Origin of the sequence: Salinivibrio sp. PR6 (genome assembly GCF_001995955.1) — a bacterium.
Taxonomy (GTDB): Bacteria; Pseudomonadota; Gammaproteobacteria; order Enterobacterales; family Vibrionaceae; genus Salinivibrio; species Salinivibrio siamensis.
Genome location: NZ_MUFA01000004.1, coordinates 115,558 through 129,292 on the forward strand (window position 1 = coordinate 115,558; position 13,735 = coordinate 129,292).

Sequence of the window (13,735 nt, forward strand, 5' to 3'; positions counted from 1 at the left end):
CAAGGAGCGGACATGTCATCATTATTTCTTGGTTTCCCACTGGCGATTTTCTTGCTGTTTGTCGCCCCATTGTGGTTATTTCTGCATTACCGCAGTAAGCGACAAGTGGCGCAAGGCTTGAGTGGGCAAGATTACGAAACACTGCAACAATTGGCTCAGCGTGCCGAAAAGCTGCAGGCACGGGTGGATAACCTAGAGCGTCTACTGGATGCAGAAGCCCCTCACTGGAGGCAACGCGCATGAGTAATACCTTGTACAGAGATCCAGAAAATGGCCGCATCGCAGGGGTGTGCGCCGGGCTTGCCAATCACTTTGGCATGGAAACCTGGTTAGTGCGCATCCTGACTGTTTCGGCATTTTTACTCGGTTTTGGGTTCTTTGTGGTGGTCGCTTATATCGCGGCGGTACTGATCCTGGATAAAAAGCCGTCAGAGGTGAGTCAAGAGCCGAGTGCCGCGCAGCAAGACCATCAAGTGAAGCAAAAACCTTGGCAATCAGGGAAGTCTGCCAGCCAATTGATCGCGGATCTCGACCGCGAGTTTAGCCACATGGAAGACAAGGTGACGCACATGGAGGCGTATGTAACCTCATCGACCTTTAACGTCGACCAAGCCTTCAAAAAACTCTAACCTCGCTGCCCTGTTTGGGCAGCTTGGCCAACTAGGAGCCATATCAACCTATGCCATCAGTGAAAAGGCGCGTGAAGCAGTGGGTGAGCCGTGGGGCTGACCGTCATGTTCGCCTCGCGGTGACCGGTCTTTCTCGTGCGGGTAAAACCGCCTTTATTACCTCTCTTATCAATCAATTGACGCACTTGGGCACAGAGCCCAACTTACCGCTGATGTCACTGGTGCAACAGGGGCGTGGGCTGGGCGCACGTCGTGAACCCCACCCGCATATGCACCTGCCAGCCTTTGACTACGACAGTGCTATGCAAGCGCTTCATCAAACTCCGCCAGTATGGCCGTCGCCGACACGTGATGTCAGTGAAGTGCGCCTTGCGGTGCGCTATCGACCGCAGTCGGCTGCCCTGAGAGCGATCAACGAAATGGCCACGCTATACGTGGATATTGTCGATTATCCCGGGGAGTGGCTGCTCGATTTACCCTTGTTAAGCCAAACCTACTCGCAATGGTCGGCCAAACAAGCTGGGCTACTCACCGGCCGTCGGGGCGAGCTGGCCTCCACCTGGACAACTAAGGCAGCGGCTCTTGACCCGTTTGCCCCTGCTGATGAAAAAAGGCTGGCGGAAATTGCTGAAGACTACACGGCGTTTTTACACCAATGCAAAGCACATGATGGCTTGCACTGGGTCCAGCCTGGTCGATTTGTGCTGCCAGGTGAATTAGCGGGCGCGCCCGTGGTGCAATTCTTCCCTTGGGTTGGTAGCCAAAATGAACACGATCTAGCCAAAGCCCGGAAAGACTCGAATTACGGGGTGCTAAAAGCGCGCTACGACTATTATTGCGAGCACGTGGTCGCCAAGTTCTACCGCGAGCATTTTGCCAAAATAGACCGGCAAGTGATCCTGGTGGATACGTTGCAGCCCCTGAATGCAGGGCCGGCGGCATTTCACGATATGCGTCTTGCCGTTGAGCAGCTGATGCAAAGTTTTAAATATGGCAAGTCAGGGCTGATGAAACGGCTGTTTTCACCACGGATTGACAAGGTATTGTTTGCGGCCACTAAAGCTGATCATGTGACGCCCGATCAACACCCAAATATGGTGAGCTTATTACAACAAATCGTTCATCAGGCGTGGCAGCAAGCCGCGTTTGAGGGCATTGATATGCGTTGTCAAAGTGTGGCCGCGATTGAAGCCACCACACCAGGCTATGTCACGGTAAAAGGCGATAGCCAGAGTGCGCTAAAAGGTGTGCTTGCAGACAACTCGCCAGTCACCCTGTATCCCGGCGATGTGCCAGCGCAGCTACCTGATGAAACATTCTGGCAAGCGCAAGGATTTGACTTTCCCTCTTTCCGTCCTCAGCAAGCCCCACTGGATGCGCCATTACCGCACATTCGTATGGATAAGGCACTGGATTACTTGCTGGGTGATAAATTTCGATAAGCGAGGGCGCTATGACGCACTACAAGCCAAAACAAACCTTTGCACAAAATGTGGACGTAGAACGTGACACGGAAAGCCAATTACAACAAGGAACCCAATTCGAATCGGAAACCGATTTTACCCCTGTCTCGAGTGAAGAGTGGGATGCGGATCTTGATGCGACCTTAAGGCCTTCGCCACGTAAACGTCGCCGCGTGTGGCCATTTTTGCTATTGGTGACTGTGCTGCTCGCCGTGTGGCAATCGGCGGACAGCGTCTATCAAAGCTGGCTCGAACGAGATTGGTTGAGTCTGGGTTGGCAGGGCCTGCTCGTCGCGGTTGCCACAACCGGACTGGTGATGCTGGGCAAAGAATGGCGGGCGATGCGTCGTTTGGTTCAGCGTGAAGCCGTGCGGGAGCAAGCGGAACAGCTGCTAAGCAGCGATGCGGTCGGGCAAGGAGAGCGGTTTTGTCAGCAATTGGCTGAGCAAACCGGGCAGGCCCAAACGGCAGCCTTTGCCAACTGGCAGCAGCAACTGGCGGCCACACATAACGACAGTGAAATTCTGAGCCTCTATGAGCAGCAAGTACTGAGTGCGCAAGATAAAGCGGCGCGTGACCTGGTAACCAAGCACGCGCAAGAGGCGGCACTCATGGTAGCGGTGAGCCCGTTGGCGGCGGCAGACATGTTGTTGGTTGCTTGGCGTAATTTTCATTTGATGACGCGTATCGCGCAGATCTACGGGATCCAACTGGGCGTTAAAGCACGTTTTCGCCTACTGAAAATGGTGCTCACTAACATGGCGCTGGCGGGTGCCAGTGAGGCGATGACCGATGTGGGCTTTGATGTGTTGTCCGTCAATATCGCTGGCCGAGTATCAGGCCGGGTGGCGCAGGGGCTCGGCATTGGCCTGCTCACCGCGCGGTTGGGGCTTAAAACCATGTCACTCATGCGGCCACTGCCTTGGCATGGTCAAGCCGCGCCTAGCCTGTCACAACTTCGCCGTGAGTTGGTAAAGCGGCTGGTGGGGAAGCGTCAACAAGACGCGTCATAGTCCACGCCGGTAAGGTGGCTGGTAGGTAGACTGACCAGCCACATTGGTATTCATTGAATAATCAGTGAGTTAATTGCGTGTTCTCTGTGCTACAAACGTGACGGCGTAAGGCAAAAATCGCATCAGGGCTTGACTGTTCCCCCCAACCCGCTCAAACTCCGCTTCAGTGTCAACTTATCCTGACAGCTAATGCAGCGCATGCAGCCGCGACGATGAATGCTTCAGTAACCCGTTGAAGCGGGCATAGTTTTAGGGTACTCATCGCAAAAAGGCTTGCTGCCGGTATTGGGTATCACTGTCAAGTTACAGGAATCCATTATGAGACTGAAAGTCTGTTGTGAAGATAGGATCGGGCTTACCCGCGAACTCCTCGATATTCTGGTGCGCCGCGACATCGACCTACGTGGTATTGAAATTGACCAGGTCGGGATCATATACCTCAACTGTCCGGAAATTGAATTCGACGCCTTTAGCCAGTTGATGTCGGAAATTCGACTCATTTCTGGGGTCACCGACGTACGCAAAGTACAATTCTTACCGGCTGAGCGTGAACATAAAGAGTTGCGAGCGTTAGTTGAAAGCCTGACCGATCCTGTGGTGTCGATTAACCTCGATGGCTACATTGATATGGCCAACAAGGCGGCGCAAGACTTGATTGGCTCGAGTGAACACCAGCTTATCGATGAACATGCAAACAGCGTGTTTCCTGACTTTCAGTTTGCCCATTGGCTGGAAAAAGAAGAAGCCAGCCAAAGCTGTCGTATGGTGGTAATGGCTGGGCTCGACTTCCTCATGGAAGTGATGCCAGTGCACATTAATGACGAAAGTGAGCAACCTGTATTGGTGAGTGCGGTGGTGCAGCTCAAGCAGGTGGCGATGAATAACACCTCGCAAACTGTGTTCCGTACCCCGAGCGATCACGGGTTTGATCATCTTGTGGGTCAGTCAAACAAGTTTAAGCAGCTTATTAGCCAAGCGAAAAAGCTGGCGATGTTGGATGCACCTCTCTTAGTACAAGGCGAAACGGGCACAGGTAAAGAAATGATAGCGCGTGCCTGCCACCGTCACTCCTTGCGCGCAGACAAACCTTTCCTACTCGTTAACTGCGTCTCTATGCCGGATAACGCCGCTGAAACCGAATTGTTTGGTATGGCGGCCGCCGAAGAAGGCGGTAGCGCCAAAAAAGGCATCTTAGAGCAAGCGGATGGCGGCACGGTATTCTTGTACGAAGTGGGCGAAATGAGCCGCCACCTGCAAGTGAAGCTATTGCGCTTTATGCAAGATGGTACCTTCCGCCGCGTGGGGGAAGAACGCGAGATGCAGGTGGATGTAAGAGTGATCTGTTCAACACAGAAAAACTTGCCTGAGCTGGTGGCGGCCCATCAGTTCCGTGAAGATCTCTTCTATCGTCTCAATGTGTTATCGCTCACTGTCCCACCACTTAGAGAGCGAACGGCCGACGTGATGCCGCTTGCAGAACTGTTCGTCAAACAATTTGCTGCCGATTTAGGGCAATCCAAGCCGCGCATCGATGAGGCGTTGGCGGACTACCTTACCCACTATGCGTGGCCCGGGAATATCCGCCAGTTACGTAATGTGTTGCTTCATGCGATGACCCAAATTGATGCAGAAGTGATGACGATTGATGACGTCCAACTGCCAGAAATTGAAAACACTCAGTTTATGAGTGAAGAATCGATGGATGGCTCGTTAGATGAAATCATGAAGCGTTACGAGTCGGGGATTTTGCATAACCTGTATCGAAGCTACCCTTCAACGCGTAAGCTGGCTAAACGGTTGGATGTCTCGCACACCGCGATTGCCAATAAACTGCGCGACTATGGGATTGGTAAAAAGTAAGCCGATGCCGGAAGCCAGTATGTATCAGACGTCGATTAGCCACTTCCCGCGTTTGTCCGTTGATGAGCTACGCATAGATGCCATCAGTCACGAAGACGTGACCCGGGTGGTGCAATACTTTCAGCGCAACCGTGATTTTCTCGCCCCTTGGGAGCCTGAGCGTGCGGCGGGCTTTTATACTGAACAGGGATGGAAGCGGCGCGTGCTGCAGCTGATGGAGTTACAAAAGCATCAGCTGGCTTATTATTTTTTGATCGCCAAGCAAGACTCGCCTCGCGTGTTGGGGGTGATTTCTTATACCAGTGTGATGCAATACCCGTCTTATTCGTGCACCGTGGGCTACTCGTTAGATGAAGCGGCACAAGGACAAGGGATCATGCGTCGAGCGCTCGCCGCGACCAATCAGTGGCTATTCGATAACGTCCATATCCATCGTGTGTGTGCTTCCTACATGCCGTGTAACCAGCGTAGTGCCAAAGTGCTAGAGGCGGTGGGGTTTGAATATGAAGGCCGAGCGCGTGATTACTTGCTGATTAATGGCCGATGGGAAGATCATATCCTAATGGCGCACATCAATCCGCACTGGCGACCTAAACCGGCCTGACCCGCGACCGTCTCACGGATGCTCCAGCAGTCACCCACAAGGCAATAATAAAGGCGACCCGATTAGGTCGCCTTTTGCGTTTCTAGTATGCGCTTTGTCCGCGAGTTATTTACATAGCAGGCGTGAGAGCACGGCTATTTCACTGTCAGCACACGCATAGTGTTGGTCGAGCCAATCACTTCCATCTGATCACCTTGGGTCATGATCACCTGGTCTCCCTCGGCCAAAAAGCCACCTTCTTTTAAGGTTTGTAGGGCGCGCTCTGCCACTTGCAAGCCGGCACCGCTGTCACTGTCAAAATACACCGGCGTCACACCACGATAGAGTGCGGCACGGTTAAGCGTGTGCTCGTGACGCGATAGCGCGAAAATCGGCTTACCGGATGAAATACGTGACATCATCAAGGCTGTGCGGCCCGATTCGGTCAGCGACACCATGGCTTTGACCCCTTTCATATGGTTCGCCGCGTACATGGTCGCCATAGAGACTGTTTCTTCTTGGCTATCAAACTGGCGGTCTAGGCGGTGATTCGATACGTTAACCGACGGCATCTTCTCAGCCCCGACACACACTTCAGCCATTGAGCGTACTGTTTCCAGCGGGTACTGACCGGCAGCGGTTTCTGCCGATAGCATCACTGCATCGGTGCCATCGAGCACCGCATTGGCCACATCCATTACTTCCGCGCGAGTAGGCATGGGGGCGGAAATCATTGATTCCATCATCTGGGTGGCGGTGATCACCAAACGGTTCATGCTGCGCGCGCGGCGAATGAGCTGCTTTTGTACCCCAACCAATTCTGGGTCGCCAATTTCCACACCAAGATCACCGCGCGCCACCATCACCACATCAGACGCTTCAATAATGTCGTCGATACTCTCATCACTGACCACGGTTTCGGCACGTTCTACTTTGGCCACCAAACGCGCATCCAAGCCAGCGTCGCGCGCCAAAGAGCGGGCATAGTGCATATCTTGGCCGTTGCGCGGGAAGGAGATCGCTAAGAAGTCGACGCCAATTTTGGCGGCAGTCAGAATGTCTTGCTTGTCTTTTTCCGTCAGTGCAGGGGCAGACAGGCCACCGCCTTTTTTGTTGATCCCTTTGTTGTTAGAGAGCTTGCCGCCTACCGTGACTTCGGTATGCACTTTGGCCCCTTCAACCGCCAGTACCTTGAGCTGTACGCGGCCATCATCAAGCAGCAGAATATCGCCATTGGTGACGTCCTGGGGCAGAGCTTTATAATCAAGGCCGACCGCGTCTTGGTCGCCCATGCCAGGCGAGAGCTCGCCATCTAACGTGAACTTATCGCCAACGGAGAGAGTAATGGCACCGTCTTTAAAGGTCGAAACACGGATTTTAGGGCCTTGCAAATCACCCAAAATACCCACGTGGCGGCCAAGTCGCGCCGCAATCGCGCGCACTTGATCGGCGCGTTTAATATGGTCTTCCGCACTGCCGTGAGAGAAGTTGAGGCGAACGACGTTAGCACCGGCGACAATAATTGACTCCAACACACTGTCTTTGTCGGTGGCAGGGCCTAATGTGGTAACAATCTTCGTTCTTCTCAGTTTTGCAGACATGATTAACTCCTATATACAGGGTGATGTTTTAAGGGATAGTGCAGAAAGGGCAACATCACCGCCAAGTCTGGATTCGACGACCTGCTGACATCAGTGTAGCGCATCAAAAACGTCGAAAAGATGACACAAAAAAGGAGTGCCAACGCACTCCTTTTAGTTAGGTCAGGGATTCTTTATGAAAGCGTGAATCGCGAATGGCTTCTTTGACACGCTTCAAGTTATCTCTAAATCCTGGGCCACGGCGAAGCGTGAAGCCTGTTGCTAGCACGTCGATAACCGTCATTTGCACGACCCGGCTTGCCATCGGCATATATTCGTCCGTGTCTTCCGGCACATCGAGCTGGATGGTGTGGGAACACACTTTATCTAGCGGCGAGTCGCGCTGCGTGATGCCGATTACAGTGGCACCGTTTTCACGGGCTAAATTAGCCACATCAACCAAGCTTTTGGTACGCCCTGTGTGTGAAATCATCACCACCACATCGCCATCATTACAGTTAATACAGCTCATTCGTTGCATCACGATGTCGTTAAAGCACACCACCGGAATGTTAAAACGGAAGAACTTGTTTTGCGCGTCATGCGCGACCGATGCGGATGCGCCCAACCCGAAAAAGGCGATTTTTTTCGCCTGGGTTAGCATGTCGACCGCGCGGTTAATTTGGTGCGTGTCGATGCTGTTTTTCGCTACATCCAAACAGGCCATGGTTGACTCAAAAATCTTCGCCGTGTAAGCATCCGCACCATCGTTCTCTTCAACGTTGCGGTTCACATACGGGGTGCCGTTGGCCAAGCTTTGTGCCAAGTGAAGTTTAAAGTCCGGGAAGCCTTTGGTATCTAGGCGACGACAAAAACGGTTAACCGTTGGCTCGCTCACATCAGCCATCTTTGCCAAAGTCGCAATACTCGAGTGAATAGCGGTTTGAGGGGAGGCGACAATGATTTCAGCAACTTTTCTTTCAGATTTGCTGAAGTTTTCAAGATTTTTTTGTATTTTTTCCAGAGTATTCATCTGAGTTACCGCTTACGTTCAAGACCAAAGTTAAAAACTGTCGCTCGATGAGAGCGAGCATCAATGAAGTGTTAAGTGCGTCATTCACCACGGCTTTTGACTGCCGTTTAGTAACAGATAGTCTATCCTCTCGCGGATTGTAATGACATTATTATGACTGTCTGAGCATAAAAACTTTGTCACCATTCACGCTTTTAGTTATTTCCTTACATAATTAAGGAATATATTTACAGCGCGAAATAAATAAATGGTCAAAAATCAGCCGAATTGGCTGGTGTTAACCATTACATTGAAAAATAATTACGTAACCCTAGGTAATCATAAGGAGCGCGTGTGTCAGGATTGAAAGTTGGAATTTGTGGATGTGGTTGGTTGGGCCAACCGCTGGCGTCACACCTACTTGGCGCTGGACACCACGTGGTGGGGACCAAACGTGAGCCAGCCTCGGCGCAAGCATTGAGCGAGACGCTGACGACCACCGTGGTGCCGTTTGATGTGATGGCGCCGGATTATCAAGCAGCGGCGGCATTGCTCGAGACTGACATCGTGGTGATCAATATCGCGGCGGGGCGTCGTCACGCCGACTTTGATGCATACCGCGATGCCATGTGCGCGTTTATCGACCGCCTGGCCCAAGCAGGCGTTGAGCATGTGCTCTTTATCAGCACCACCTCTGTATACGGGGAGCTTAAAGGGCAGGTGACCGAGCACACCGCGACCGCCGCCACCACGGCGTCGGGCAAAGCACACGAACATATCGAAGCGCATCTGCGCGAAACGTATGGAGAGAAAGGAACAATCATGCGGCTCGCGGGGTTGATTGGCGGTGCGCGTCATCCTTCAACTATGCTCGCGGGTCGACAAGGCTTATCAGGCGGCAATGAGCCGGTAAACTTGATCCACCGCAGTGACGTGATAGCGGCGATCAGTGCGATTATCCATCAGCGCCAATGGGGTCACATCTTTCATCTGTGCGCGGAGCTGCACCCAGCGAAAAGTGTGTACTACGGCTGGGCAGCGCGTGAAATGGGGTTAACACCGCCTGAGTATCAGCCAAGTGCAGGCGATGGTAAATGGATTGATGCCTCGCAGACGCTATCGCAACTGGGACTTAACTTACGTTATGCCTCACCGTATCAAATGATCGCAGATGGTCAGGTGACTTCGGACGACCCAGCCCCAAAATAAAAAAAGCCCACACAAGGTGGGCAAAAATAAAGGTAGAGACAAACAAACTCTAAAGTAAGTAGAAAAAGCAGCAGCAGGTCGGAAAGAAAGATGAATCATGCTCCCTCACGTTCTGAGGGGGATAAGGCATTTCTTACCGATGCACCCATTAGGACTGGGCGAATTTAAAGAAGTTCCTACAAATTAAAAAAAGTCGTGATATTTAATCAATAGGCGATGTAGATGTGATGCTTGTCTCATAAATGGCGGCAATTAATGTCGCCATCTCACGCTATTGCAACACAGCGATTGCAATAGCGTGAGATGGCCTAGCGTGTCACCGACGTCGGGCTAGGCGGCCCATTGCCGTTGCTTGAGCCATTGGAACAATCCACCCAACGCCACCAAGCAAAGCCCAAGGCCAATAAAGGACAATGCTCGCATCAGCCCCTCTAAACTTGCCATATCAACCAGGAACACTTTTAGGATTACTAGCGCCAACACCGCCATTGCGCCCTGCTGTACCCGTACCGATTGCTGCCAGTAGCCACCCAGCAAGCTCAAACTCCCTATTGCCAACCATACCAATGAGTAGGTATACAGCTCTGCATGTGAGGTCAATTGCGACAGGGCAATGGTATCGCCTTGCCAAGTCTGACGGATCAAACCGTTAACCAGCAAAAAAACAAACACCGCGGCACAGGTGCTGGCCGCTGTTTGCACTCGGGCTTTTGGCAAGGGTAGCGATGGATATCCCCATTTCGCTAACCACACACACGAGCAAAGGAACGCCCCACCAAGGCCAGAGTAAACTGGCAAGTGGCGAGTCACCAATCGAGACCCTCTCAACGTATGGGTTATGCTCGAAAAAGAGAATAAATTGGGTGAGTGCACTTAAGACTAAGAGGGCGATGCCGCCGATACGGTACAAAAACGCGAATGTCTGCGCGGCGCGAGCACGATAAAGATACACACACGCCAATAATAACCAGTTCATGCTCATGACCACCGCGCCAGAAACCGAGTGCATCACGCTGGTCAGCCCTTGAAGATCACATAGCCACAGTGTTGCACTTGTGAGCCACAGCGCGGCGAGTTGCAGTTGTGCGCCAGTGAGCCAAGCGGGCAGTGTGTGGTTTTGGACCCAGCGCTGACCAACATAAATCAACAGCCCAAGCGACGGATAAAGCCATAATGTGTCTGGCAGTGATGCCATATGATGGGTGGAGAGCAATAACAAGGTCGCGCGCGCGAGCACCACGCTGAGCAGTGCTTGGATCACCCAATTGGCGAGCGCTATCCGGTATTGATGGGTGAGCCAAAGCATCACCACTGCTTGCGCGGTCAAGGCCAAGGTCAGAGCGTAATCGCTCAGCAGCAACGTTAACGCGAGCGCCAGGTGGGCATTGACGCCACACCAAAGGCTCAATCGAGCCAGAACATGGGCCTGATCGGTACCTTTAAAATGACGAGTAAAGGCCGCTAACACCGCGCCGCCACCGGCGAGGCAAGCCGCCCATAACGGTGCGCTAGACGCGTACGCAAGCGTTCCCCCCCAAAACGCGCCTGTCACCTTCGCATTAAGGCTCACCATGAAGGGCGTGGCCAGGCACGCTAGCCAGATAAAATGGATACGTTGCGGTGACCGTTTACCTAGGGCTAAGCCATAGAGCAGGGTAATGACACCCATCCCCAAGCCAACCTGCTGGGCAAGTGGGTCGCGGGCAAGATCACCGAACCATAACCAGAGGGCGACCCAAGCTAAGCCCAGCACCGGCCACGCATCCCAGCGTGCGGAGAAAAGCGGCGCGAGATAAAGCCATGCCACCAACGCGGCCATCAATGGCATCCCGACCGTAAACGGTAAAGAAAACGCTGCAGTAGAGGCAATAAACATTATTGCCAGCATCAGCCAAGTATCGAGTGCGTGATGGTGCCAAGCTCGAATATCGACAAGGGTGCGCCAAGACAGTGGCGCGTCAGATGTTGGTTTGAGTAACCACCCCAACGTTGGCACCGCGACTAATAGGTACACAGAGCCGAGGGCAAACCCGGTAACGATAAGCAATGGCACCGAAAAATGCGCAAAAGCAAACAGCCAAGCAAGGTGCATCCCCCACAAGCTATACCATAGCCATCGGCGCTCGACGCGCTGAGCCACATAGGTGATGGCGGCGGCGACGAGCAAGAAATAACTGGCGAGCAACCCGTAGCTGGGGGTGGCACTGGTAGAGAACAATGGCGCGCCATACGCCCCGATGAGCCCGACCACGGTCAGTAACGGACCAAATCTAAGCCCGTAGAAGGTGGCAGCGAGCGAAATCAGCGCCAGCATCACGACGGCGACTGGCTCGGAAATAAACTGATAGGGCGTCGCCGCCATCAAGGTCAGGCCAAACAAGCTGATAAAGCCCGCGCTCGCAATCGCAGCCGGCACATAGCTCGGCCAATCAATTTGCGTATACCGGCGCAACTTATCGTGCAGCCATTCACTGCCAACAATCAAGCCGACGCCAAACAGCGCTCCCAAGCCAAGACGGGCTAACGGAGGGAAATAACCTTCACTGATCAGGTAGGAAATTAAGAAAAGTCCGCCGAGGGTAAAAATACCGGCGCCACTCCAAACCAGCCACTGTTGTTTCGCGCGCTCAAGCCAAGCGAGACGATGACGGTTATCGCCTGATGGTTGCGCGTCAGAGGCGGTATGGGCGGTGTTGGTTGCGACCGGCTCTACATCACTGGGCTCAGTGTTAGATGGCGCATGCCGGGTCGATGTGGTGAGGGTTTCCTGCGTTAATGGGTGGCTATCACGCGATACCATAGCCGCGTCTGTATCGCGACCAGCTTCAACCGGCTCTGTGTGAGCCTCAGCCGTGAGGTTGGCTTGAGTGGACGTCGGCACCGCGTCAGCGTCCGCTTTCGATTGCAACTGGGAAAGGGTATGGCGCACTTCCGAGAGCTCTCGATTGAGTGCGTTGACTTTGAATAGGGCCGAGAGGCCACAAATACCACCAATAAGCATCACCAAACTGGCGACAAACACTAAGAGGAGTAAGGATTCCATATCGCGTTAACCAAGCCCGCTGTCACTAAATGCGTGCACACTGTACAGCGGGGCCGAATGAATTGGCGTAATCGCGACAAGAAAAGTCAAAACTTGGGAGCAAGTGCATAAAAAAGCCCACAAGCAAACGGCGAGTGGGCATAGAAGAAAAGTCTTCTAGAAAAAGCAGTGGCACAAGGTGTGACTACCAGAAATGCGAATGGGTTCCCACTTTTGTTCAAAAAAAGCACAGCCATGGCTGAGAGCGTGGCAGAGCTGGCTGCTTAACCATTTTTATTCAACGCGTTACATAGTCAGCCAAGCGCGCAAAACGTCATCACGATTTACCAAACAATATACGGTCATGCAGCAAACGCGGGTGTAAACCCACCTGGTCGCTGTCTCGGCGAAATCACTCAATAATGTGATGTTACTCATGCGATGCGTGCGTGTTTCAGGCTTGTTAAAATCCATGTCTGGGTATAAAGTTAAACAAGCGTTTAATACAGGTGAATGAACAATGGCAGGACGAGGCGACACCAAAGCAAAAATTCTGGATGCCGCGGAGCAGCTCTTCGCCGAGCACGGGTTTAAAGAAACGTCGTTACGCACGATTACCAGCAAGGCTGGCGTTAACCTTGCCTCAGTGAACTATCACTTTGGCGACAAAAAATCACTGGTGCGTGCCGTGCTCGGACGCTACCTCGAAGCGTTTATGCCAGCGCTCGGTGAGCAGCTGCAAGCGCTCTTAGTGCGACCAGATTGCACGATGGAACAAGTGTTCTCATGCGCAAAACAGCCAGTGCTTGCGCTTGATGCGTATCGGCCACATGGTGCAGCCACCTTTATGCAACTGATTGGCCGCGGTTATACCGATGTACAAGGCCATTTACGTTGGTTTATCACCACCCGTTACGAACACGTGCTGTCGCTGTTTAACCAAGCGGTACGCAAAGCCAACCCCGCACTGACGTCAGAGGCGGTGTTTTGGCATTTACACTTCACCCTTGGGGCGGCCATTTTCACCATGGCGTCCAGCGAAGCGTTGCGTGATATTGCCGAAAACGATTTTGGTCGCACCCTTGATACCGAAGCGATCGTTGACCGCTTAATTCCGTATCTAGCAGCAGGGATGAACGCCAAACCCGCGGCAATGGCACAACAGGGGCAAGTGCTCGCCTTCGCGACGGAGTCACAAGCGGAGTAGGGCAATCAAAACACATCAAGCGAGGATGCGATGCGTCCCGCTTATTTGAACCACTCAGCGCAGCGACAGGTGTATCACGGTGCGTGAAGTGCAATGTAAAAACCCGTTCTGGTCGCACAATAACAGTAAAAAGAGTGCAACCATGATCAACAAAAGG

The 13,735-nt window shown here is 52.8% G+C and carries 12 protein-coding genes; 8 read left to right on the forward strand and 4 right to left on the reverse strand.

Translation table 11 applies throughout. The annotated features are described in order from the left end of the window. The first annotated feature begins 12 nt into the window (after positions 1–12). From pspB to BZG72_RS04210, 6 genes are all read left to right on the forward strand, one after another. Complete coding sequence (gene pspB / locus BZG72_RS04185; RefSeq protein ID WP_046073483.1) at positions 13–243, forward strand: envelope stress response membrane protein PspB; 231 nt, start codon at positions 13–15, stop codon at positions 241–243. Beyond that, positions 240–629 (forward strand): envelope stress response membrane protein PspC, encoded by a 390-nt coding sequence (gene pspC / locus BZG72_RS04190; RefSeq protein ID WP_077579243.1) that lies wholly within the window; start codon positions 240–242, stop codon positions 627–629. Before pspB ends, pspC begins: the two co-directional genes overlap by 4 nt. Positions 630–679: 50 nt before the next feature. After that, positions 680–2,071, forward strand: coding sequence for a YcjX family protein (locus BZG72_RS04195; protein WP_077666151.1), 1,392 nt, complete (start codon positions 680–682; stop codon positions 2,069–2,071). Positions 2,072–2,082: 11 nt separating this feature from the next. Continuing rightward, positions 2,083–3,105, forward strand: coding sequence for a YcjF family protein (locus tag BZG72_RS04200; protein WP_077666152.1), 1,023 nt, complete (start codon positions 2,083–2,085; stop codon positions 3,103–3,105). Between the two features lie 318 nt (positions 3,106–3,423). Further along, the gene (gene tyrR, locus BZG72_RS04205) at positions 3,424–4,965 is read left to right on the forward strand and encodes a transcriptional regulator TyrR (RefSeq protein ID WP_046073479.1); all 1,542 of its coding nucleotides are present in this window, start codon (positions 3,424–3,426) and stop codon (positions 4,963–4,965) included. Then, positions 4,946–5,569, forward strand: coding sequence for a GNAT family N-acetyltransferase (locus BZG72_RS04210; RefSeq protein WP_241832514.1), 624 nt, complete (start codon positions 4,946–4,948; stop codon positions 5,567–5,569). Before tyrR ends, BZG72_RS04210 begins: the two co-directional genes overlap by 20 nt. 134 nt (positions 5,570–5,703) lie before the next feature. On the opposite strand, the gene pyk is transcribed toward BZG72_RS04210, so the two are convergent. After that, positions 5,704–7,149, reverse strand: a complete 1,446-nt coding sequence (gene pyk / locus BZG72_RS04215) for a pyruvate kinase (RefSeq protein ID WP_077579246.1) — start codon at positions 7,147–7,149, stop codon at positions 5,704–5,706. 157 nt (positions 7,150–7,306) lie between these two features. After that, positions 7,307–8,161 (reverse strand): MurR/RpiR family transcriptional regulator, encoded by an 855-nt coding sequence (locus BZG72_RS04220; RefSeq protein WP_046073477.1) that lies wholly within the window; start codon positions 8,159–8,161, stop codon positions 7,307–7,309. A 333-nt stretch (positions 8,162–8,494) separates the two neighbouring features. Here BZG72_RS04220 and BZG72_RS04225 point away from each other — a divergent pair, with 333 nt between their 5' ends. After that, the gene (locus tag BZG72_RS04225) at positions 8,495–9,349 is read left to right on the forward strand and encodes an NAD(P)H-binding protein (protein ID WP_077666153.1); all 855 of its coding nucleotides are present in this window, start codon (positions 8,495–8,497) and stop codon (positions 9,347–9,349) included. A 330-nt stretch (positions 9,350–9,679) separates the two neighbouring features. Here the strand turns inward: BZG72_RS04225 and BZG72_RS04230 are convergent, their stop codons facing one another. Further along, a complete protein-coding gene (locus BZG72_RS04230; RefSeq protein ID WP_108743018.1) occupies positions 9,680–10,102 on the reverse strand; it encodes a DUF2339 domain-containing protein in 423 nt (140 codons plus the stop codon). Beyond that, positions 9,999–12,392 (reverse strand): DUF2339 domain-containing protein, encoded by a 2,394-nt coding sequence (locus BZG72_RS04235; RefSeq protein ID WP_077666155.1) that lies wholly within the window; start codon positions 12,390–12,392, stop codon positions 9,999–10,001. Before BZG72_RS04235 ends, BZG72_RS04230 begins: the two co-directional genes overlap by 104 nt. Positions 12,393–12,891: 499 nt before the next feature. Between BZG72_RS04235 and BZG72_RS04240 the strand changes: the two genes are divergently transcribed. Beyond that, the gene (locus tag BZG72_RS04240; RefSeq protein ID WP_077579249.1) at positions 12,892–13,578 is read left to right on the forward strand and encodes a TetR/AcrR family transcriptional regulator; all 687 of its coding nucleotides are present in this window, start codon (positions 12,892–12,894) and stop codon (positions 13,576–13,578) included. Positions 13,579–13,735: the final 157 nt, after the last annotated feature.